This window comes from Achromobacter sp. SIMBA_011 (assembly GCF_046535435.1).
Lineage (GTDB): Bacteria > Pseudomonadota > Gammaproteobacteria > Burkholderiales > Burkholderiaceae_B > Achromobacter > Achromobacter dolens.
This window is the reverse complement of the sequence record NZ_JAWRWN010000010.1, coordinates 22,029-41,772: the sequence shown is the minus strand read 5'-3', so window position 1 is coordinate 41,772 and position 19,744 is coordinate 22,029. Positions and strand designations below refer to the sequence as shown.

The following is a 19,744-nucleotide window of genomic DNA, read 5'->3' as shown; positions in this document are numbered from 1 at the left end:
GCCGCTCAGTTGAAGACGTACGGGTACATCAGGCCGCCGTCGCGATACAGGCGGTTCATGCCGCGCTCGAGCTTCATCGGGCTGTTCTTGCCGACGTTGCGCTCGAAGATCTCGCCGTAGTTGCCCAATTGCTTGACGATGTTGTAGGCCCAGCGCTCATCCAGCCCCAGCGCCTTGCCGTTGCCCGGCTCCGTGCCCAGGAAGCGGGCGATGCGCGGGTCGTCGGACTTGAGCATGTCGTCGACGTTGGCCTGGGTGATGCCCATGTCCTCGGCGGCGATCGGCACCTGGATGACCCATTTGACGATGTCGAACCAGCGGTCGTCGCCATGACGCACCGACGGCGTCAGCGCCTCGCTGTGGCCGCTGGCTGGGAAGATCACGTAGTCGTCCGGGTTTTGCGCCTGGGTCGCGCGCACCGCCGCCAGCGCCGAGGCGTCGGTGATGAGGCCGTCGCAGCGGCCCGAGAAGAACGCCTGGCGCGAGGCCGCGACGTTGTCGAACAGCACGGTCTTCAGGCCCAGCTTGAACTTGCGCGACAGGTCGGCCACCGTCACCTCGTTGGTGGAGCCGGTCTGCACGCAGATGGTGGCGCCGTTCATGTCCTTGGTCTGGGTGATGCCCAGGTCCTTGCGCACCATGAAGGCGTCGTACTCGTAGTAGTTCGGATAAGTGAAGTTGATGCCGTTGGCGTCGCGCCGGAGGGTCCACGAGGTGGTGCGCGGCAGCACGTCGATCTGGCCGGTCTGCAAGGCGGTCAGGCGTTGCTGGCCGGTCAGCGGCACGAAGCGCGTCTTGCTGGCGTCGCCCAGCACCGCGATGGCGATGGCGCGGCAGGTGTCGACGTCCAGGCCCTTCCAGTTGCCGTCCTTGTCGGGCGCCGAGAAGCCGGTGGTGCCATGGCCGGAGCCGCAGATGACGTAGCCGCGGGCGCGGATCTGGTCGACCGTGGGGCTGTTGGCCTGGGTGACGGCCGCCGCCACCGGCGAGGCGCCGGCGGCGGGCGCTTGTGTCGCGGTTTGTGTCGCGGTTTGTGTCGCGGCTTGTGCCTCGGGTTGCGCCGCGGGCTGGGCGGCGGCCAGGGCCGGCACGGCGGCCGGGACGCAGGCCGCGATGGCCAGGGCGAGACAACGGTAAGTCTGTTTGAAGCTGAACATGGCAATTCCCCTTGCTATGTGGTGAGCGCCTCGGGGCGCTTCGTGCCGGTCGGCCATGCGCGGCCGGCCGGTGTGTTGAACTGGATTCGGCGCGAGCCGGCGTGCGGGGCGGCGCCAGCGGCGAACGCTCGGCCTGCACCCTTGCCGGCCGGCGCTCAGCGTTGCGCCTGGTACGCCGCCAGCGCGCCGCGCAGGTCGTCCTTGAGCGTGTCCACGTCCTCCAGCCCGATCGACAGGCGCACGATCGGCCGGTCGGTCGCCGGGAAGGCACGGCCCGCCTGCAAGCCCGCCGGGTAATAGGCGGCCAGGCTGTGCACGCCGCCCCAACTGGCGCCGATGGCGAAATGACGCAGCGAATCGAAGAAACCGTTGAAAGCCGCCTCGGACGCCGGCGCCAGCACCATCGAGAACAGGCAGCCGTTGGTGCGGAAGTCGCGCTTCCACAGGCCATGGCCCGGGTCCGACGGCAGCGGCGGATACAGCAGGCGCTCGACCTGCGGCTGGCTCTGCAGCCACTCGGCCACGCGCAGCGTCGCGTCGCTCTGCGCGCGCAGCCGCAGCGCCAGCGTCTCCAGGCCGCGCAGCACCAGGAAACAATCGTCCGGGCTGACCTGCTGGCCCAGGATGCTCTGGGTCTCGCGCAGGACGGCGTAGTGGTCGGCGTCGTTCATGCTGATGCTGCCCATCAGCACGTCCGAATGGCCGCCGAAGAACTTGGTGGCGGCCTCGACGCTGAAGTCGACGCCGTGCGCCAGCGGCTGGAAACCCAGCGGGCTGGCCCAGGTGTTGTCCATCATGGTCAGCACGCCATGGCGTCGGGCGGCGGCGGCGATGGCGGGCACGTCGACCATTTCCATGGTGACGGTGCCGGGCGCCTCGATGCAGATCATGCGGGTGGCCGGGCGGATCAAGGCCTCGATGCCCGCGCCGATGGACGGGTCGTACAGCTCGACGTCCACGCCCATGTGCGCCAGCCATTTCTCGCCGAAGGTCTTGAGCGCGCCGTAGCAGGCGGCCGACAGCAGCAGGTGGTCGCCGCCGCGCACGAAGCCCATCACCACCGTCATCAGCGCCGCCGCGCCCGACGGCGTGATGACGCAGTGGCGGCCGCCTTCCAGCGCGGCGATGCGGTCTTCCAGCAGGCGCGCGGTGGGCGTGCCGGTGACGCCGTAGCTGAAGCCGTCGGGCTGGCGGTGCTTGCGGTTGACGAAGGCGTCGAGCGAATCGAACACCACGGTGGAGGCCCGCTGGACGGCGGGCGAGAGACTGGCGAAATCTCTATTAGTCTGATTGATAGCTTTCATCTACTCTATTTGCTGGGCTTAGGAGTGATCGGGAACAGCGCCAGTGTCTGTCTTTCCCACCATTGCCTCAACAATCGAAAAAACTTAGTCAATAAGCGGGACTTATAGATGGACATGCGCGAGATCCAGGTCTTCCGGGCCGTGATGCAGGCCGGCACCACCAGCAAGGCCGCCACCCTGCTGGGCATTTCGCAGCCGGCGGTGAGCCAGGCCATCCGCAAGCTGGAAACCTCGTCGGAACTGCGCCTCTTCGAGCGCGTGCGCGGCCGGCTGGTGCCGACCCAGGAGGCCGGCGCGCTGATGGAGGAAGTGGACCGCTGCTTCGCCGGCTTCGAGTTGATCGAGCACCGCATCCGCAGCCTGAAATCGTTCGGCGTCGGGCGCCTGGCGGTCGGCTCGCTGCCGGCGCTGGGCACCGGTTTCATGCCGCGCGCCATTGCCGCCTTCGGCCTGCAGGACCGCCGCATCCAGATGTCGTTCCAGATCATGAGTTCGCGCGAGGTGCTGCGGCAGGTCGCGGCCGGCCAGCTCGATTTCGGCCTGATGGCCGACGAGCTGTCGGTAGCCGGCCTGGAGCACTCGGAATTCCTGCGGCTGCCGGGCGTGATCGCCATGCACAGCCGCCATCCGCTGGCGGCGCGGCCGCGCATCACGCTGCGCGACCTGACCGAGCACGCCTTCATCGCGCTCAACCCCGAGGACGCCAGCCGTCGACGGCTGGAAGCGGCGCTGCACGACCAGGGCCTGGCGCTGCGCCCGGTGCTGGAGACGCCCTACTCCAACTCCGTCTGCGAGTTCGCCCTGCACGGCGTGGGCATCGGCATGGTGCATCCGGTCATGGCGCTGGACTACCTGGCGCGCGGGCTGGCCATCAAGCCGCTGGAACTGGACATCGGCTTTGCGTGCCTGCTGGTGTTCCGGCCCGGCACACCGCTTTCGGAAAACGCGCGGGCGTTGCTGAAAGCGATGCGCATCGAGCTGGAACGGGACCTCAAGCGGATCCGGACGGCGCTCAGTACTTGAAGCTCAGGCGCGCCCAGAGGGTGCGGCCGGGTTCATTGAAGGCCGTGTTGGCGGCAAAGCCGAAGCCGGCGTCGCCCGCCAGGTTCAGGTGCTCGGCGTAGGTCTTGTTGAACAGGTTGTCCACGCCCAGCGACAGCTTGACCTGCTTGCTGACCGCGTAGCCGCCGTTCAGCGAGAACACGCCGAAGCCGGCGCTGGGGCCGAAGTCCTTGCCCACCACGTTGCCCTGGTTCAGCGCGTAGCGGCGCTGCGCCGCCACCAGCCGCCACAGCGCGCCGGCCGACCAGGTGCCGTCGTCGTAGGCGGCGCTGAGCTTGGCCTCCAATGGCGGCATCTGCGGCAAGGCGCGGCCGTCGCTGCGATTCTGGCCCCAGGCATACGCCAGCGTCGCGCCCAGCTTCCAGCGCGGCGCCGCCTGGTAGGACAGCCCCAGTTCGCCGCCGGCGATGCGGGCGTCGATGTTGGCGGCCTGCGTCGAACTGCCGTGTCCGCCATGGCCGCCATGCATGCCGCCCATGCCTCCCATGCCCCCCATGCCGCGCTTGGCGTAGTCGAACAGGATGAAGTCGTCGACATAGCCGGCGTAGCCGGACAGCCAGGCATCCAGGGTCTCGGTCTTGTACTGCGCGCCGAAATCGAGCTGCGTCGTCTTTTCGGGCTTGACGCCGCGGAACGCATTGACCGAGCCTTCGGGTCCCTTTTTCGGCGAGAACAGCTCCCAGTAGTCCGGGAAGCGTTCCGCGTGGCCCAGGCCGACGTACACCGTGGCCGGCAGGTCCGCCAGATCCCGTTCGTAGCGCAGGAAGCCGCTGGGCAGCGTCTCGTTGCGGCGTTCGCCGGCCGTCGGGTTGGGCATCGGCATCATCATCGAACCATTGTCGCGGCGGAAGTCCTTGGCCGAGGCCCAGTCCACGCGCGCCCCGCCGATGATGCGGCTGTCCTGCGTGGCGTGCCAGGTCAGCTCGCCGAACAGGCCGGTATTGGCGAAGCTCGCGTCCTTGACCCAGTTCTGCGAGCGGTACGAGACCGTGTCCGTGCCGCTGCGAGAGCGGTGCCGGCTCTGCTGGAAATCCAGTCCGGTCACCAGGCTCAGGTCCGGCGCCAGGTTCCAGGTGCCGGCGACGCGCCCGCCCCAGGTGGCGCGATCCACGTTCGAGGCCATCGCCATCGGCATCATGCCGTGCGGGTCCGGCGTGCGCAGCGTGTAGTTGTCCATCACGTGATCGGCGTAGTTGTAGTAGAGCTGCGCCTCCAGCTTGTCCAGCACGCCGCCCAGGTTGCGCTTCTCGAAGCGCAGGCCGAAGCTCTCGCGCTTGAACTGCGAGCCGTCCATGCCGCGCCCGGCGTAGCGCGCGTTGCCATCGCCGGTGCCGGCCGTCAGCTCGTACAGCGTGTCGGCGTCGGGCGTGAAACCCAGCGCAACGTCGGCGTTCCACTTGTCCCAGCGCGACGGCACCTTGTTGCCGTCGCCGTCCTTGTAGTCCTGGGCGTGCGAGTGGTTGGCGGTGATGCGGGCGTAGACCTTGTCGTTGCCCATGGTCAGGTCGGCGGCCTGGTCGTTGCGGCCGTTTGATCCGCCCACGAGGCTGCCGTCCAAGCGCACGCCGGGCTCGGTGAAACGCGGCGTGTCGCGGTCGAAGCGGATGGTGCCGGCCGAGGCGCCCGGCCCCCACAGCACCGTCTGCGGGCCCTTGATGACGGTCAGCCTGTCGAAGTTTTCGGGCGAGATGTACGAGCTGGGCGCGTCCATGCGCGCCGGGCAGGCGCCAGGCATCGAGGTGCCGTTGGTCAGGATGTTCAGGCGCGAGCCGAACATGCCGCGCAATACCGGGTCGCCGTTGGTGCCGCCGTTGCGGATGGCCGAAAAGCCGGGAATGGTCTTGAGGTAGTCGGTGCCGTCGCTGGCCGGCAAGGGCTGGCGCGGGATCTTGGGGTCGGTCGTGAAGGTCAGCGGCGCGCTCGGGGCGACGCCGGTGATCACCACCGGATCGACGGTCGTGATGGCGTCGACGCCGGCGGCCTGCGGCCAGGCGGGAAACGACGCGGCCAGGGCGCAGGCCAGGCCGGTCGCCCGCAGGATGTCGTTGTTCTTGTGCATGAGAGTCTCTGGATCTGAACGGGCTGGACGCGCGCGGCCACGCGGGCCGCAAGCAAGGCGCGCCAGCAACAACGGGAACGGGTGGGGTTCAGGCCAGGACGGGCGGCGCGCGCGACTGCCGCGGCAATCGCGCCTGCGCGCTGGAGAAGTGGATGTCGACGGTGGGCGCCGGCAGCGCCTGCCGCACCACGGGCAGGCGCCAGGCCAGCGGCAGCAGCCCGAACAACGCCGCGGCGCCGAGCATGGCGCAGCCGGCGAAGCAGCAATGCGGCAAGGCGCCGCTGTGTTGTTGCGCGTCCTGCGCGACGCCGCCCTCGGCGTCCAGCGTGACCACGCGCGGGCCGCTGGCCGTGCAGATGATGGTGGTGGCGCCCGCCCTGGCGCCGGGGCCGGGCAGCGCGGCGGAGGCGATCAGCGCCTGGAACACGAACAGGAACGCCGCGGCTAACGCGGTCCATCGTCTACCGGTATTGGCGCCCGTGTGCATTCGCATCCCCTCGAAGGCGCCGATGGTAGCACGCAGGATCCGGCCAAAAAGGTGCGCGGCGCCTTGTAGGACGTTCGGAAACGCGTCAACGACCGCGGCCGATGCGCGGGCTTGATCCGCGTCAAGCCCGCGCCCCGGATCAGGCCGCCTGGCGCAGGCGACGGCGCGACGGATCGGGGCGCGGCACGGCGGCGATCAACCTGCGCGTGTAGTCCTGCGCGGGCGCCTCGAAGATGCGGTCGCACTCGCCCTCTTCCACCAGTTCGCCCGCGGCCATGATGGCGACCCGGTCGGCGAAGTGACGCACCACGCCCAGGTCGTGCGAGATGAACAGGTAGGTCAGCCCCTGCTCGGCCTGCAGGTCGGCCAGCAGGTCCAGCACCTGCGCCTTGACCGAGACGTCGAGCGCCGACACGGCCTCGTCGGCGATGATGAAGCGCGGCTCCAGCGCCAGGGCGCGGGCGATGGCGATGCGCTGGCGCTGGCCGCCCGAGAACTGGTGCGGGAAGCGCTGCGCGTGCTCGGGCCGCAGTCCCACCCGCGCCAGCAGCGCCTGCATGCGGTCGCGGCGCTCGTCGGGTGAGAACAGTTTGTGGATCACCATGCCGTCCATGATGGCGTCGCCGACCCGGCGGCGCGGATTCAGGCTGGAATAGGGATCCTGGAAAATCGTTTGCACCTGGCGCCGGAACGCCATCAGCCGACTGCCCGCCAGATGGCGCACGTCGTGGCCCGCCAGCTCGATATGGCCTGAGGTTGGACGCAACAGTCCGGCGATGCAGCGGCCCAGGGTGCTCTTGCCGGATCCCGATTCGCCTACCAGCGCCAGCGTGGTGCCCGGCGCCACCGCCAGGCTGACGCCCCTGACCGCGTGCACCAGCCGCGTCGGCTGGCCCAGCAGGCCGCGGGCGGCGACATAATCCTTGGTGACGCCTTCGGCGCGCAAAATGAATTCGCTCATGATGAGGATCCTTGTGCCTCGGCCCGCGCACGCCGCGCCAGCCGGCGGCCGCGATCGCGCGGCGCGTCGACGTCCGGCACGGCGGCCAGCAGCGCCTGGGTGTAGGGATGCGCGGGCCGGCCGAAGATCTGGCCCACGTCGCCCTCCTCCACCACTTCGCCCGCCCGCATCACCACCACGCGGTCGGCGATCTCGGCCACCACGCCCAGATCGTGCGTGATGAACAGCACGGCGGCGCCGGTCTCGGCCTGGATTGAAAACAGCAGTTCCAGCACCTGGGCCTGCACCGTCACGTCCAGCGCGGTGGTCGGCTCGTCGGCGATGATCAGCCGTGGCGACAAGGCGCAGGCGATGGCGATCATGACCCGCTGCCGCATCCCGCCGGACAGCTCATGCGGATAGGCCTTGGCGCGCTGCGCCGGTTCGCGGATGCCGACCCGCTCCAGCAGCGCCACCGCCCGCTCCCAGGCGGCCTGGCGGCCGATGTCGCCATGGATGCGCATGACTTCGGCGATCTGGCTGCCGACGTTGCGGCCGGGGTTGAGGGCGGTCATCGGCTCCTGGAACACCATGGCGATGTCCTTGCCGCGCAGCGCGTCGCGTTCGCGCTCGGTGGCGCGCAACAGGTCGCGGCCGGCGAAACGCAGCTCGTCGGCCGCGACCCGTCCGGGCGCGTCCACCAATCCCATCAGGGAAAAGCCGGTGACCGATTTGCCCGAGCCCGATTCGCCCACCAGGCACACCACCTCGCCGCGCCGCAGGGTCAGGTCCACGCCCTTGACCGCGGCGAACGTCCCCTGCGGCGTGTCGAAATCGACGGTCAGGTTCCTGACCGACAGCAGCACATCCGTTTCGGGGCTCATCGTTGCAACTCCGGATTGAGCGCGTCCTGCAGCCAGTCGCCCAGCACGTTGACGGCCAGCACCGTGAAGAACAGCGCCAGCGCCGGCACCAGCACCGGCCATGGATTTGTGAACAGGTAATCCTTGAGCGAGCCGACCATCTGCCCCCACGACGGCACCGGCGGACGCACGCCCAGGCCGAGAAAGCTCAGGCCCGCCTCCAGCAGCATCGCGAAGGAAAAAGTGAACGAGGCCTGCACCGCGATGATGGAGCGCATGTTGGGCAGCACCTCGTGCCAGATGATCCAGCCGGTGCCCGCGCCCAGCGAACTGGCCGCCAGCACGTGCTCGCGCGCCCGGATGCCGCGCGCCACGCCCCACGCGACCCGGGCGAACTGCGGCGCGTACAGCACGCCGATGGTGGCGACCAGCGTCGGCAGGTTGCCGCCGATGAAGGCCAGCACCACCAGCGCCACGAAAATCTCCGGCAGCGACACGAACACGTCCACCACCCGGATGGCGGCCGCCTCGGCGCGCCGGCCCAGGAAGGCCACGCCGACGCCGACGGCCACGCCCAGCACGCCGGCCAGGATCACGGCGGCCGCGGCCACCGACAGCGACACGCGGGCGCCGTACACCGCGCGGGCCAGCAGGTCGCGCCCCAGCTCGTCGGTGCCCAGCCAGTGCTGCCACGATGGCGAAGACAGCAGATTGGCGGCGTCGATGAGATAGGGATCGGCCAGCCCCAGCGCCGGCCCGAAGACGGCGGCCAGCACCACCACCGTCAGGAAGCCCAGCGCCAGGTGCACCGGCACGCCGGCCTTGGAAGCTCGAAGGAATGCGATCATGCGGAGGGCCTGCGGATGCGGGGGTCGACGAAACCCTGCGCCAGGTCGATGACCAGGCTGATCAGGATGAACAAGGCGAAGATGGCCAGCAGCGAACCCTGGATCACCGGATAGTCGCGCGAGAAGGCAGCGCTCACCAGCAGCGAACTCAGGCCCGGCCAGTCGAACAGGGCCTCGATGATGACGGTGCCTCCCAGCAGGTTGCCGGCGCGCACGCCGACGATGGCGATGACCGGCACCAGCGCGTTGGGCAGCGCGTGCCGCAGGATCGCCTTGCCGCGCGGCAGACCCTTGGCGCGGGCCAGCTTGACGTAGTCGCGGCCCATGACGTCTGACAGGCTGGCGCGGGTCATGCGCGCCACCACGCCCATGAAGTTCAGGCCGATGGTCAGCGACGGCAGAATCAGCGCCAGCAGGTGCTGCGCGGGATCGTCCGAGAACGCCACGAAGCCCGACGACGGCAGCCAGCCCAGCGCCAGGCTGAACAGCAGCACCAGCAGGATGCCCAGCACGAACACCGGCGCCGAGAAGCCGGCCACCGCCACCACCGAGGCCGCGGCGCCCGCCAGCCGGCCGCGCGAGCGCGCCGCCACCACGCCGAGCGGCACTCCCAGCAGCACGGCCACCAGCAGGCCGGCGCCGATCAGTTCCAGACTGCGCGGAATGCGCCGCGCCAGCTCGTCGGCCACCGGCTCGCCGGTGCGCAGCGACACGCCCAGGTCGCCGCGCGCCAGCGCGCCGGCCCAGTGCGTGAACTGCGTGCCTAGCGGCAGGTCCAGGCCGAGCTGGGCGCGCACCCGCGCCACGGCCACCGGATCGCTGCCGGCCTGATCGCCCAGCATGATGGCGACCGGATCGCCCGGCAGCAGGTGGATGGCGATGAAGACCACGCCCGTCGCCAGCGCCAGGGTGACGATGGCCGACGCCAGGCGTCTGAACAGGAAAGGCAGCATGCCGGCCTCAGTTGATCCACATGGTCGGCAGCGAAATGCCCGGGCTGCTTTCGCTCAGCGCGCCGCCCAACTGCGTGTAGCCGTGCACCTTGCGCAGGTAGCCCTGGGCCTGTTCGCGCCAGCTCACGAACACCCAGGGACTGGTCTCCAGGATGCGCTTTTCGGCCTGCTGGTAGATCGGCTGGCGCGCCTTCGTGTCGGTCAGCGCGCGGCCCTCGGCCAGCAGTTTTTCCAGCTCGGGGTCGCGGTAGCCGATCGGCTTTGCCCAATAGCTGGAGTCGCCGCCCAGGTAATAGGCGTAGGCATCGGGGTCGGGCAGCTTGACCGACACGCCGTAGATCATCGAATCATAGTCGCCGCGGTTCTTGCGCTCGACCAGCGTGGCCCATTCGACCGGCTCCAGCTTCAGGTTGATGCCGACATCCTTCAGGTTGGCCTGCACCACCTGCGCCATCGTGGTGTAGATGCCCAGGCCCTGGAACACCACCATCGACGCGTCCACGCCATTGGCGTAGCCAGCCTCGGCCAGCAGCGCGCGGGCCTTGGCGGTGTCGCGCTTGTAGGTGCCGTCCAGCGACTTGTCGTAGTACGGCGAATCCTCGGGCGTCGGCGCGCCGTAGATGGGCTTGCCATAGCCGAAGAAGGCGGCCTTGGACACGGCCTCGCGGTCGATGGCGTACGACACCGCGCGGCGCACGCGGGCATCATCGAACGGCTTCTTGCTGGCGTTGAACCAGACGCTCATGAAGGCGCCGCCGGCGGTGTCGATCCTGGTGCCGGCATTGCGGCGCAGGACGTCGATGTCCTTCCACGGCACGAAGTCGATCATGTCCAGCGACTGGCTGCGCAGCGCGTTGACGCGCGCGTCGTCGCTTTTGATCATGCGGAAGTCAACGCCGTCCAGGTACGGCTGCCCGGCCACGAAATAGCGCGGGTTGCGCACCAGGCTGGCGCGCACGGCGGGTTCGTAGCTCTTCAAGAGGAACGGGCCGGTGCCGTTGGCCGACAGCTTCAGGTTGGCGCCGCTCTCGACCCACTTGCGCGACACGATGGCCGCCTCGGGCAAGGCCAGCAGGCTCAGCATGGTGGCGTCGGGCGACGGCTTTTCGACCTTGACGGTGGCGCGATCCACCACGGTGACGGTGGCGCCCAGCAGGTTCGAGCGCAGCGTGGCGCCGGTGCCCGGCTCCAGGATGCGGTCGAGCGAGAACTTGACGTCGTCGGCGGTCACCGGCGTGCCGTCCTGGAACGCCACGTCGGGCCGCAGGTGGAACACGATCGTGCGGGCGTCGGGCTGGTCCCAGCTTTGCGCCAGGCGCGGCACGATGGCGCCGCTCTTGTCGTAGCCCGCCAGCGGGCTGTAGAGCGCCTCGATCAGGACCTTCCAGGCGCTGCCGCCGTAGACGTGCGGATCGAGCGACACGATTTCCGACACCGTGCCATAGCGCAGCGTGCCGCCGGGCTTGGGCGTGTCGGCCGCGTGCGCGACCGCGGCGGCGGCCGCCAGCGCGCACGCGCCCGCCAGTTGCGCCATCCGGCGCCAGGTCTGCTTGAACGTCATGTTGTACCCCTTTTGCTCTGGATTATCCGCTTGCCAGGCGCGCCCTCAGGACGGCAGCGCCTCGACCAGGCGGTCAATTTCAGTGGAATCGTTGTAGTAGCTCGGCGAAATGCGCAGGTTGCCGCCGCGCACCGCCAGATCCACGCCCGCCTCGCGCAGGCGCAGCGCCAGTTCCTGCGCATCCTGGCCCGAGTGCTTGAACGACAGGTTGCCCGAGGCCTCGCCCGGCGCGCGCGAGCTGACGATCTGGTAGCCCTTGCGTTGCAGCGCGGCGCTGGCGTAATCGGTCAGCTCCAGGATATGCGACTCGATCCGGGCCGGCGTCAGCGCCAATTGGATGCGCACCGCGGCGTCCAGGCCCCAGATGCCGGTGAAGTTGGCCAGGGCCTCCTCGAAGCGCCCGGCGTTGGCCCGGTACTCCAGCAGGTAGTGCATGTGGTCCTCGGTGCTGTCGACGCTGTGATAGCCCACGCTGGGCGGATCCAGCAGGCCCAGCACGCTCTTGCGGCAATAGAAATAGCCGGTGCCGATCGGCGCCAGCATCCACTTGTGGCCGCCCACCGACAGGAAATGGACGCCCAGCCTCTCCACGTCCAGTTCGAGCGAACCGGCCCACTGGATCGCGTCCAGGTTCAGGTAGACGCCGCGCTCGTTGCACAGGTTGGCGGTGGCCTCCAGGTCCTGGCGAAAGCCGTTGGAGAACTGCACCGCGCTCAGCGACACCAGGCGGGTGCGGTCGTCCATCAGCTTGCGGATGTCATCGACGAGGATGCGGCCGTTGCGGTTCTTGACCCAGCGGATGGTCACGCCGCGCGCGGCCAGCTTCATCCAGCAATAGACGTTGGACGGGTATTCGATGTCCGGCAGGATCAGGTTGTCGCCGTCGCGCCAGGGAAAGCCGTTGGCCACGTTAACCAGCCCTTCGGTGGTGTTCTTGACGTAGGCAATCTCATCGCGATGGGCGCCGATCAGGCGGCCGATGCGGGCCTTGATGGTCTCCTCGGCGTAGCGGCACCACTCGGGATAGGCGTTGCGGCCGTTGTCGCGCACGTCCTCCATGAAGCGGTTCACCGCCGCCACCACCGGCAGGCTCAGCGCTCCGATCGAGGCGTTGTTCAGGTAGGCCCGCCGCTGCTTGATCGGAAACGCGTCGCCGATATTGCTCCAGTCGAGCTGTTCGATGCCGTTGCGGTCATCGGGAAAAAGTGCCGCGGGTCCGCCCACGGAAACCGGTTTGTCGAGGATATTCACGCCGCGCCTCTTTCATTGAAGGTGGGATGATCCTAAGATTGCGTGAATTCATGCGTCAATTTCGTTTGGAGTATTGATTCATGCGCTTTTGTAATGTGTTGGCGCGGCCAAGGCGATTTTCCCTCTGGCGCGGTATCCAACTAGCGCCACCCCCCTGTCCGACCCATCGGGGTTTGTCCCTATGCGCCTGAACCGCCTGCAGGCGCTGCGCGCCGTGCTCGAGACCGGCAGCGTTACCGAGGCCGCGCATCGCATGCATCGGACCCAGCCGCAGATCAGCCGGCTGATCTCGGCGCTGGAGGAGGAAGTCGGCTTTCCGCTGTTCCTGCGCCAGGGGCGCGGCCTGATCCCGACGCAGGAATGCCTGCGCTTTTACGAAGGCACGCGCCACATCCTGGCCGGGTTCGAAGAGGTCTCGCGCATCGCCGATTCGATCCGCGACAGGCAGGACGCCTGGCTGCGCATCCTGACCCAGCCGTACTTCGCCTACAGCGTCACGCCGCGCGCCATCGCCGAGTTTGCCCGCAGTCATCCGCATACGCGGGTGTCGCTGGAGGTGCGCTCGCGGGTCGACGTCGGCCTGTGGATGTCCGGGCAGCAGTTCGACCTGGGCGTGGCGGCGCTGCCGATCGACTTCCCCGGCATCATCTCGCGCACCTTCGCCCAGGTGCGGCTGGTGATCGCCATGCCCGAGGGCCATCGGCTGGCGGCCAAGGCGGTGGTCACCGCCGACGACATCCAGCACGAGCCTTTCATCGCGCTGCGCCCGTTTACCCTGCTGCGTCAGCACATCGACGATCTGATGGCCAGGCGCCGGCTGCCGCTGCGGCTGGTGATGGAAACTTCCTCCGGCCAGTCGGCCTGCCAGTTGGCGGCGCTGGGCATCGGCATTGCGCTGGCCGATCCGATCCTGGCGGCCAATGTGCCGGGCATCGTGCTGCGCGATTTCGAGCCGCGGTTGACCATGCCCTACGGCTTCCTGTTGCCCAGCGCCTTTGCGCCGTCGGAGCAGGCGCGCGAGTTCGCCCGCATGCTGATCCGGCTGGTCAAGGAGATGGCGCCGGAACGGGTCGAACTGATCGAGCCCGATCCCGCCGAAAGCGACGCGTTGATGGCGTTCCCGTGAGACCGGCGCCGCCCGCGCCAGGCCTGGTCGATCCGCGAGACCGCCACATGCCGGAAAACGCGGGTGCGGCGCGCCGGTTACAACGCCCGGCTATGAGTTAAAGGTAATTGAATATTTCCAAATAGCGGCCGGCATAAGCATCATGCGGTATCGGGGCCTTTCGCCCCGGCCGCGGGTTTCCCGCGTAGCGTCTTTCATCCGGAGAAGCCCTTTGCTCAAACGACTGCTCGCCTCGGCCCTGACGCTGACGGCGCTGGCCGCCAGCGCCGCCCAAGCCCAGCAAGCGCCCCAGGCCCTGCTCAACACGTCCTATGACATCGCGCGCGAACTGTTCGCCGCCATCAATCCGAAATTCCAGGCCGACTGGAAGGCCAGGACCGGGCAGGACGTCACGATCGAACAGTCGTTCGCCGGCACCTCGCGCCAGGCGCAGTCGATCATCCAGGGCCTGAAGGCCGACGTGGTGACCTTCAACCAGGTGCCCGACGTCGACATCCTGGCGCAGAACAAGCTGCTGGCCGCCGACTGGCAGAAGAAGTTCGCCAACAACAGCTCGCCCTACTACAGCACCATTGCCTTCCTGGTGCGCAAGGGCAATCCCAAGAACATCAAGACCTGGGACGACCTGGTGCGCGACGACGTCAAGCTGGTGTTCCCGAATCCCAAGACCTCGGGCAACGCGCGCTACTCGTACCTGGGCGCCTGGCTCTACGCCAACGAGAAGTTCAAGGGCGACGACGCGCAGACCCGCGCCTTCGTCGGCAAGCTGCTCAAGAACGTGGAGAGCTTTCCCACCGGCGGCCGCGGCGCGACCGTGGCGTTTGCCCAGAACAACCAGGGCGACGCGCTGCTGACCTTCGAATCCGAGGTCAACAACATCGCCAAGGGCGACGAGTTCAAGGCGCAGGGCTTCGAGGTGGTGGTGCCGCCGGTCAGCGTGCTGGCCGAGTTCCCGGTGGCGGTGGTCGACAAGGTCGCCGACGAGAAAGGCACGCGCAAGGTCGCCGAGGCCTATCTGCAATTCCAGTACTCGCCCGCCATCCAGAAGCTGCTGACCGATTTCAACTACCGGGTGCATGACCCCGAGGCGGTCAAGGCCGCGGCCAGCCGCTTTCCGTCGATCCGGCTGATCAATCCGCAGGACGTGCTGGGCTCGTGGGACCAGATCACCAAGACCCACTTCGCCGCCAACGGCGTGCTCGACCAACTGCTGGGCGCCGGCCGCTGACGCGCCGCGTCGATCCCCGCCTTCCGTCTCGTCAGCCGGCCGCCCGCGAGGGTGGCTGGCGTTTTTACGTTCAGGTCCGCATGTCCACGTTCTTCCGGCAGCATCCCGTCCTGCCCGGCTTCGGCCTCAGTTTCGGCGTCAGCAGCCTGTTCATCACGCTCGTGATCCTGTTGCCGCTGTCGGCCCTGCCGCTCTACAGCAGCCAGATGAGCTGGGGCCAGTACTGGCAGGCCGTCACCGACCCGCGCGTGCTCGCCAGCTACCGCGTCACGCTGCTGGCGGCGTTCTATTCGACCGCCGTGGTGCTGGTCATCGGCCTGTTGCTGGCCTGGATCCTGGTGCGCTACCGCTTCCCCGGGCGGGCCCTGCTGGACGCCGCCATCGACCTGCCATTCGCGCTGCCCACGGCCGTGGCCGGGCTGACCCTGTCGGTGCTGCTGGCGCCGGGCGGCTGGGTCGGCCAATGGTTCGCGCCGCTGGGCATCAAGATTTCGTATGCATTCCCGGGCCTGGTGATCGCCATGATCTTCACCAGCCTGCCGTTCGTGGTGCGCTCGGTGCAGCCGGTGCTGGCCGACATCGGGGCCGAATACGAGGAAGCCGCCCGCACGCTCGGCGCCAGCCCGGGCCAGACCGCCTGGCGCATCCTGCTGCCGGCGCTGGTGCCGGCCCTGTTCACCGGCGGCTCGCAGGCCTTCATCCGCAGCCTGGGCGAATTCGGCGCGGTGGTCATGATCGCCGGCAACATTCCCTACAAGACCGAGGTGACGTCGTTGATGATCTTCAGCCGCCTGGCCGAATACAACTACCCCGCCGCCGCCGCCATCGCGACCGTGGTGCTGGCGGCCTCCCTGCTGCTGCTGTTCGCCCTGCAGGTGCTGCAGGGCCGCCTGCTGCCGTGGCAGCGCGTGCCGGGAATCTGAGCCATGACGCGCCCTTCCCCCTGGCCGCGCCGCCTGCTGATCGGCGCCGGCCTGCTCGCCGCCCTGCTGTTGCTGGCCTTGCCGCTGGCCCTGATCTTCGCCCGGGTGATCGCCGGCGGCTTCGACGCCCTGCTGCAGAACCTGGGCGCCAGCGACATGCGCGCCGCCATCGGCCTGACCTTGCTGGCCGCGGTGGTCAGCGTGCCCGTCAACCTGGTGTTCGGCGTGCTGCTGGCCTGGTGCGTGACGCGCTACGATTTCCGCGGCCGCCGCCTGCTGGTGGCGCTGGTCGACATCCCCTATGCCACCTCGCCGGTGGTGGCCGGGCTGTGCTACCTGGTGGTGTACGGCCTGGAAGGCATCTTCGGCCGTTGGCTCAGCGGCCACGGCGTGCAACTGATGTTCGCCTGGCCCGGCATCCTGATGGTGACGGTGTTCGTGACCTCGCCGTTCGTCGCGCGCCTGCTGATTCCGCTGATGCAGGCGCAAGGCCAGGAAGAGGAACTGGCCGCGCTGACGCTGGGCGCCAGCGGCTGGCAGATCTTCCGCCGCGTGACACTGCCCAACATCAAGTGGGGCCTGCTGTACGGCGCGGTCATCACCAATGCGCGCGCGGTCGGCGAGTTCGGCGCGGTGTCGGTGGTGGCCGGCGCCATCCGGGGCAAGACGCTGACGCTGCCGCTGCTGATCGAACAGCTCAACGATGACTACAAGACCGTTGCCGCCTTCACGGCGGCGGCGCTGCTGGCCTGCATGGCGCTGCTGACACTGGTGGTCAAGACCTATATGGAGCGGCGCCGGGGCGAGGCCCGCCCCGCGCCGACGCACTGACCGCGGCGCCCGTCACGGCGTGAAATGGCGGTTGGCCGGACGCGGCAGCCCCAGGTTCTCGCGCAGGGTGCGGCCCTCGTACTCGCGCCGGAAGATGCCGCGCCGCTGCAGTTCCGGCACGACCTGGCCGACGAAAGCGTCCAGGCCGCCCGGCAGCCACGGGAACATGACGTTGAAGCCGTCGGATGCCTCGGTCTCCAGCCATTCCTGCATCTGGTCGGCGATGCGCGCGGCCGTGCCGACCATCGCCAGCCCGCCATAGCCGCCCAGGCGCTGCGCCAGTTGACGCACCGTGAGCGATTCGCGCTCGGCCAGGCGCAGCACGCGTTCCTGGCTGCTCTTGCTGGCGTTGGTCTCGGGCAACGGTGGCAGCGGCGCGTCCGGATCGAAGCGCGAGGCATCGCACCCCAGCGCGACCGACAGCGAGGCGATCGCGCTTTCGTAGTGCACCAGGCTGTCCAGGCGCGCGCGGATGGCCCGCGCCTGGTCATCGGTCTCGCCCACCACCACCAGCACGCCGGGCAGGATCTTGAGATGGTCGCGGTCGCGCCCCAGCGCGTCCATGCGGCCCTTGACGTCGGCATAGAAGCGTTGCCCGTCCTCCAGCGTGGCAGAGGCGGCGAATACCACCTCGGCGGTCTCCGCCGCCAGTTGCCGGCCGGGCTCGGAGGCGCCCGCCGGCACGATCACCGGCCAGCCCTGCACCGGCCGCGCGATGTGCAGCGGTCCGCGCACCGACAGGTGTTCGCCGCGGTGATCCAGCGTGCGCAGGCGCGCCGGGTCGAAATAGATGCCGCTGTCGGCGTCGCGGATGAAGGCGTCGTCGGCCCAACTGTCCCACAGGCCCGTGACCACGTCGTAGAACTCGCGGGCGCGGGCATAACGCCGGGCATGGTCGGGCTGTTCGGTGCGGCCGAAATTGAGCGCGGCGTCGGGATTGGAGGTGGTCACGATGTTCCAGCCGGCGCGCCCCTGGCTCAGGTGGTCGAGCGAGGCGAAGCGCCGCGCCACGTGGAACGGTTCATCGAAGGTGGTCGACGCGGTCGCCACCAGCCCCAGCCGCTCGGTCACCTGGCTCAACGCGGACAGCAGCGTGAACGGCTCGAACGAAGTGGCGGTATGGCTGCGCTTGAGCGCCTCGATCGGCATGTTCAGCAGCGCCAGGTGATCCGCCATGAAGAACGCGTCGAAGCGCGCCCGCTCCAGCGCCTGGGCGTAGCGCTTGAGGTGCTCGAAGTTGAAATTGGCGTCGCGCTGGGCGCCGGGGTAGCGCCAGGCGCCGGTGTGGATGCTGACGGGGCGCATGAACGCGCCCAGCTTGAGTTGACGTTGCGCTGGCATGACAAGAACCCTGTTTTCGCCGAAACGAAAAAGATAGCGCGCCCCGACGGCCAGGCGAACCAACCTGGCGCTATATGGCTATAAGCCGGCGCGTCGAGCGCGCGCCGGTTATTTGGTCATGACGCACAACTAAACAACCAATCCTTCGTTGGTCGCCGCGCGGCGCTCCCGTAATGTTTGCCGGGCAAGCAGGGACCTTCCCCTGCGCCTCGCGACATGACCCACGGAGAGCGCCAGCATGAACCAGCCTTTGCACCCGAGCCACGCGTCACGGTCCGCCGCCGTCAAGGCGACCCTGGATTTCCCGGTGATCGACACCGACGTGCACGTCAACGATTACGCGCCGGTCCTGGAGGACTATGTCCAGCACTACGGCGGCGGCAAGCTGGTGGATGCGCTGCGCAAGGCGCTGGGTTCGCGCTTCGCCACCAAGAGCGGCGGCAAGGACTGGTACCAGCAGACGCCGGCCGAGCGCCAGGACAACCGCACCCTGCGCTCGCCCTGGTGGGCGCGGGTCACGCGCAACACGCTGGACCTGGCCACCTACACCCTGCCCGAGCTGCTCAACGAGCGCCTGGCCGAGCAAGGCGCGGACTACTCCGTGCTATTCCCCAATGACGTCCTGGCGCCGCTGGCCGCGGGCGACGAGTTCCGCCAGCCGCTGCACCGCGCCATCAACCACTTCCATGCCGACCAGTACCGCAAGTACAGCGACCGCCTGACGCCGGTGGCCGGCATTCCGCTGAACACGCCGCAGGAAGGCATCGAGGAACTGGAGTTCGCGGTCAAGACGCTGGGCCTGAAAGTCATCAACATCGCCGGCGGCGTGAAGCGGCCGATCAAGGCGATCGCGCGCAAGTATCCCGCCGCCGACCATCCCGAGGTCTCGAAACACGCCAGCTACATCGACTTCTACGGCATCGACAGCGAGTACGACTACGACCCGTTCTGGGCCAAGGTGGTCGAGCTGGGCGTGCCGGTCACCACGCACTACGGCAGCCAGGGCTGGACCGGGCGCCATTCCATCAGCAACTACATGTTCAACCACATCGGCCACTTCGCCGATGGCTCGCAGGCCTTCGCCAAGGCGCTGTTCTTCGGCGGCGTCACGCGGCGCTTTCCGAACCTGCGCGTGGCGCTGCTGGAAGGCGGCGCCGACTGGGGCTCGCACGTCTACACCCACCTGGTGGACCGCTGGGAAAAGCGCAACCGCGCGGCGGTGCAGAACTACAACCCGGCCAACGCCGACGTGGCGCTGCTGCACGAGCTGTTCCAGCGCTACGGCGCTGATTTCATCCGGGGCCGCGACATCGACCCGCAGCAGTTGCTGCGCGACAGCCTGGGCATCTCGGCCCTGCCGCACAGCCGCGACCCGCATCCGGACGAACTGGACGATTTCGCCGCCGCCGGCATCGAATCGGTCGAGGACATCCGCAAGCGCTGGGTCGACAGCTTCTACTTCGGCTCGGAATCCGACGACCGCACCGTGGCGGCGGCCTTCAACGACAAGGTCAACCCGCTCGGCGTGAAGATCAACGCCATCTGGTCCTCGGACATCGGCCACTGGGACGTGCCCGACCTCACCGCGCCGCTGGCCGAAAGCTGGGACCTGGTCGAACAGGGCGTGATCAGCGCGCAGGACTTCAAGGCGCTGGTGTTCGGCAACCCCTACCGCTTCTATACCGAGGCCAATCCGGCCTTCTTCCAGGGCACCGCCATCGAGCGCAAGCTCGCCGCCGCCGCGCCCGCGCGCGCGGCCGCCTGATCCCGCCCGCCGCTGTTTGCCTGACCGCCGGGCGGCGTGATGCCG

The 19,744-nt window shown here is 68.6% G+C and carries 17 protein-coding genes; 6 read left to right on the top strand and 11 right to left on the bottom strand.

Annotated features, from left to right (window positions below; genetic code table 11):
• Window positions 1–5 precede the first annotated feature (5 nt).
• Window positions 6–1,157: an amino acid ABC transporter substrate-binding protein gene (locus tag SB816_RS25690; RefSeq protein WP_410547709.1), complete on the bottom strand. Its 1,152-nt coding sequence runs from the start codon at window positions 1,155–1,157 to the stop codon at window positions 6–8.
• Between the two features lie 155 nt (window positions 1,158–1,312).
• Window positions 1,313–2,461 carry a cystathionine beta-lyase gene (gene metC / locus SB816_RS25685; protein WP_410547708.1) on the bottom strand — a complete coding sequence of 383 codons (1,149 nt, stop codon included), beginning with the start codon at window positions 2,459–2,461 and terminating at the stop codon, window positions 1,313–1,315.
• Between the two features lie 108 nt (window positions 2,462–2,569).
• On the opposite strand from metC, the gene SB816_RS25680 reads away from it, so the two are divergent.
• The gene (locus SB816_RS25680) at window positions 2,570–3,484 is read left to right on the top strand and encodes a LysR substrate-binding domain-containing protein (protein ID WP_054502469.1); all 915 of its coding nucleotides are present in this window, start codon (window positions 2,570–2,572) and stop codon (window positions 3,482–3,484) included.
• Here the strand turns inward: SB816_RS25680 and SB816_RS25675 are convergent.
• The 8 genes from SB816_RS25675 to SB816_RS25640 all read right to left on the bottom strand — a co-directional run bounded on the left by SB816_RS25675 (window position 3,474) and on the right by SB816_RS25640 (window position 12,485).
• A complete protein-coding gene (locus SB816_RS25675) occupies window positions 3,474–5,582 on the bottom strand; it encodes a TonB-dependent copper receptor (protein WP_410547707.1) in 2,109 nt (702 codons plus the stop codon). The genes SB816_RS25680 and SB816_RS25675 overlap by 11 nt on opposite strands.
• 88 nt (window positions 5,583–5,670) lie before the next feature.
• On the bottom strand, window positions 5,671–6,069 hold the full coding sequence (locus tag SB816_RS25670; protein ID WP_410547706.1) for a DUF2946 family protein: 399 nt from the start codon (window positions 6,067–6,069) through the stop codon (window positions 5,671–5,673).
• Window positions 6,070–6,208: 139 nt separating this feature from the next.
• Window positions 6,209–7,030: an ABC transporter ATP-binding protein gene (locus SB816_RS25665; protein WP_410547705.1), complete on the bottom strand. Its 822-nt coding sequence runs from the start codon at window positions 7,028–7,030 to the stop codon at window positions 6,209–6,211.
• Window positions 7,027–7,893, bottom strand: a complete 867-nt coding sequence (locus tag SB816_RS25660; protein ID WP_144657371.1) for an ABC transporter ATP-binding protein — start codon at window positions 7,891–7,893, stop codon at window positions 7,027–7,029. The genes SB816_RS25665 and SB816_RS25660 overlap by 4 nt, the downstream gene beginning before the upstream one ends.
• Window positions 7,890–8,720, bottom strand: a complete 831-nt coding sequence (locus tag SB816_RS25655) for an ABC transporter permease (protein ID WP_175167792.1) — start codon at window positions 8,718–8,720, stop codon at window positions 7,890–7,892. The genes SB816_RS25660 and SB816_RS25655 overlap by 4 nt, the downstream gene beginning before the upstream one ends.
• Window positions 8,717–9,673 carry an ABC transporter permease gene (locus SB816_RS25650; RefSeq protein WP_116793531.1) on the bottom strand — a complete coding sequence of 319 codons (957 nt, stop codon included), beginning with the start codon at window positions 9,671–9,673 and terminating at the stop codon, window positions 8,717–8,719. Before SB816_RS25650 ends, SB816_RS25655 begins: the two co-directional genes overlap by 4 nt.
• 7 nt (window positions 9,674–9,680) lie before the next feature.
• Entirely contained in the window at window positions 9,681–11,234 is a 1,554-nt protein-coding gene (locus tag SB816_RS25645) for an ABC transporter substrate-binding protein (protein ID WP_410547704.1), read from the bottom strand.
• A gap of 45 nt (window positions 11,235–11,279) precedes the next feature.
• The gene (locus tag SB816_RS25640; RefSeq protein WP_054502461.1) at window positions 11,280–12,485 is read right to left on the bottom strand and encodes an aminotransferase class V-fold PLP-dependent enzyme; all 1,206 of its coding nucleotides are present in this window, start codon (window positions 12,483–12,485) and stop codon (window positions 11,280–11,282) included.
• A 181-nt stretch (window positions 12,486–12,666) separates the two neighbouring features.
• On the opposite strand from SB816_RS25640, the gene SB816_RS25635 reads away from it, so the two are divergent.
• The 4 genes from SB816_RS25635 (at window position 12,667) to cysW (ending at window position 16,593) form a co-directional block, all read left to right on the top strand.
• Window positions 12,667–13,611: a LysR family transcriptional regulator gene (locus tag SB816_RS25635; protein WP_410547703.1), complete on the top strand. Its 945-nt coding sequence runs from the start codon at window positions 12,667–12,669 to the stop codon at window positions 13,609–13,611.
• 211 nt (window positions 13,612–13,822) lie between these two features.
• The gene (cysP, locus tag SB816_RS25630; RefSeq protein ID WP_054474425.1) at window positions 13,823–14,839 is read left to right on the top strand and encodes a thiosulfate ABC transporter substrate-binding protein CysP; all 1,017 of its coding nucleotides are present in this window, start codon (window positions 13,823–13,825) and stop codon (window positions 14,837–14,839) included.
• Window positions 14,840–14,919: 80 nt separating this feature from the next.
• Window positions 14,920–15,762: a sulfate ABC transporter permease subunit CysT gene (gene cysT / locus SB816_RS25625; protein WP_054430478.1), complete on the top strand. Its 843-nt coding sequence runs from the start codon at window positions 14,920–14,922 to the stop codon at window positions 15,760–15,762.
• 3 nt (window positions 15,763–15,765) lie between these two features.
• Window positions 15,766–16,593: a sulfate ABC transporter permease subunit CysW gene (cysW, locus tag SB816_RS25620; RefSeq protein ID WP_054502459.1), complete on the top strand. Its 828-nt coding sequence runs from the start codon at window positions 15,766–15,768 to the stop codon at window positions 16,591–16,593.
• A 12-nt stretch (window positions 16,594–16,605) separates the two neighbouring features.
• Here the strand turns inward: cysW and SB816_RS25615 are convergent, their stop codons facing one another.
• The gene (locus SB816_RS25615; protein ID WP_410547702.1) at window positions 16,606–17,934 is read right to left on the bottom strand and encodes an LLM class flavin-dependent oxidoreductase; all 1,329 of its coding nucleotides are present in this window, start codon (window positions 17,932–17,934) and stop codon (window positions 16,606–16,608) included.
• Between the two features lie 238 nt (window positions 17,935–18,172).
• On the opposite strand from SB816_RS25615, the gene SB816_RS25610 reads away from it, so the two are divergent.
• On the top strand, window positions 18,173–19,699 hold the full coding sequence (locus SB816_RS25610) for an amidohydrolase family protein (RefSeq protein WP_410547701.1): 1,527 nt from the start codon (window positions 18,173–18,175) through the stop codon (window positions 19,697–19,699).
• The last annotated feature ends 45 nt before the right edge of the window (window positions 19,700–19,744 follow it).

Coding starts and splice junctions, on each gene's coding strand:
- metC (WP_410547708.1), bottom strand. CDS start 2,461: ATGAAAGCTATCAATCAGACTAATAGAGATTTCGCCAGTCTCTCGCCC.
- cysW (WP_054502459.1), top strand. CDS start 15,766: ATGACGCGCCCTTCCCCCTGGCCGCGCCGCCTGCTGATCGGCGCCGGC.
- SB816_RS25645 (WP_410547704.1), bottom strand. CDS start 11,234: ATGACGTTCAAGCAGACCTGGCGCCGGATGGCGCAACTGGCGGGCGCG.
- SB816_RS25655 (WP_175167792.1), bottom strand. CDS start 8,720: ATGATCGCATTCCTTCGAGCTTCCAAGGCCGGCGTGCCGGTGCACCTG.
- SB816_RS25615 (WP_410547702.1), bottom strand. CDS start 17,934: ATGCCAGCGCAACGTCAACTCAAGCTGGGCGCGTTCATGCGCCCCGTC.
- SB816_RS25660 (WP_144657371.1), bottom strand. CDS start 7,893: ATGAGCCCCGAAACGGATGTGCTGCTGTCGGTCAGGAACCTGACCGTC.
- SB816_RS25680 (WP_054502469.1), top strand. CDS start 2,570: ATGGACATGCGCGAGATCCAGGTCTTCCGGGCCGTGATGCAGGCCGGC.
- SB816_RS25635 (WP_410547703.1), top strand. CDS start 12,667: ATGCGCCTGAACCGCCTGCAGGCGCTGCGCGCCGTGCTCGAGACCGGC.
- SB816_RS25650 (WP_116793531.1), bottom strand. CDS start 9,673: ATGCTGCCTTTCCTGTTCAGACGCCTGGCGTCGGCCATCGTCACCCTG.
- SB816_RS25675 (WP_410547707.1), bottom strand. CDS start 5,582: ATGCACAAGAACAACGACATCCTGCGGGCGACCGGCCTGGCCTGCGCC.
- SB816_RS25670 (WP_410547706.1), bottom strand. CDS start 6,069: ATGCACACGGGCGCCAATACCGGTAGACGATGGACCGCGTTAGCCGCG.
- SB816_RS25665 (WP_410547705.1), bottom strand. CDS start 7,030: ATGAGCGAATTCATTTTGCGCGCCGAAGGCGTCACCAAGGATTATGTC.
- SB816_RS25690 (WP_410547709.1), bottom strand. CDS start 1,157: ATGTTCAGCTTCAAACAGACTTACCGTTGTCTCGCCCTGGCCATCGCG.
- SB816_RS25610 (WP_410547701.1), top strand. CDS start 18,173: ATGAACCAGCCTTTGCACCCGAGCCACGCGTCACGGTCCGCCGCCGTC.
- cysT (WP_054430478.1), top strand. CDS start 14,920: ATGTCCACGTTCTTCCGGCAGCATCCCGTCCTGCCCGGCTTCGGCCTC.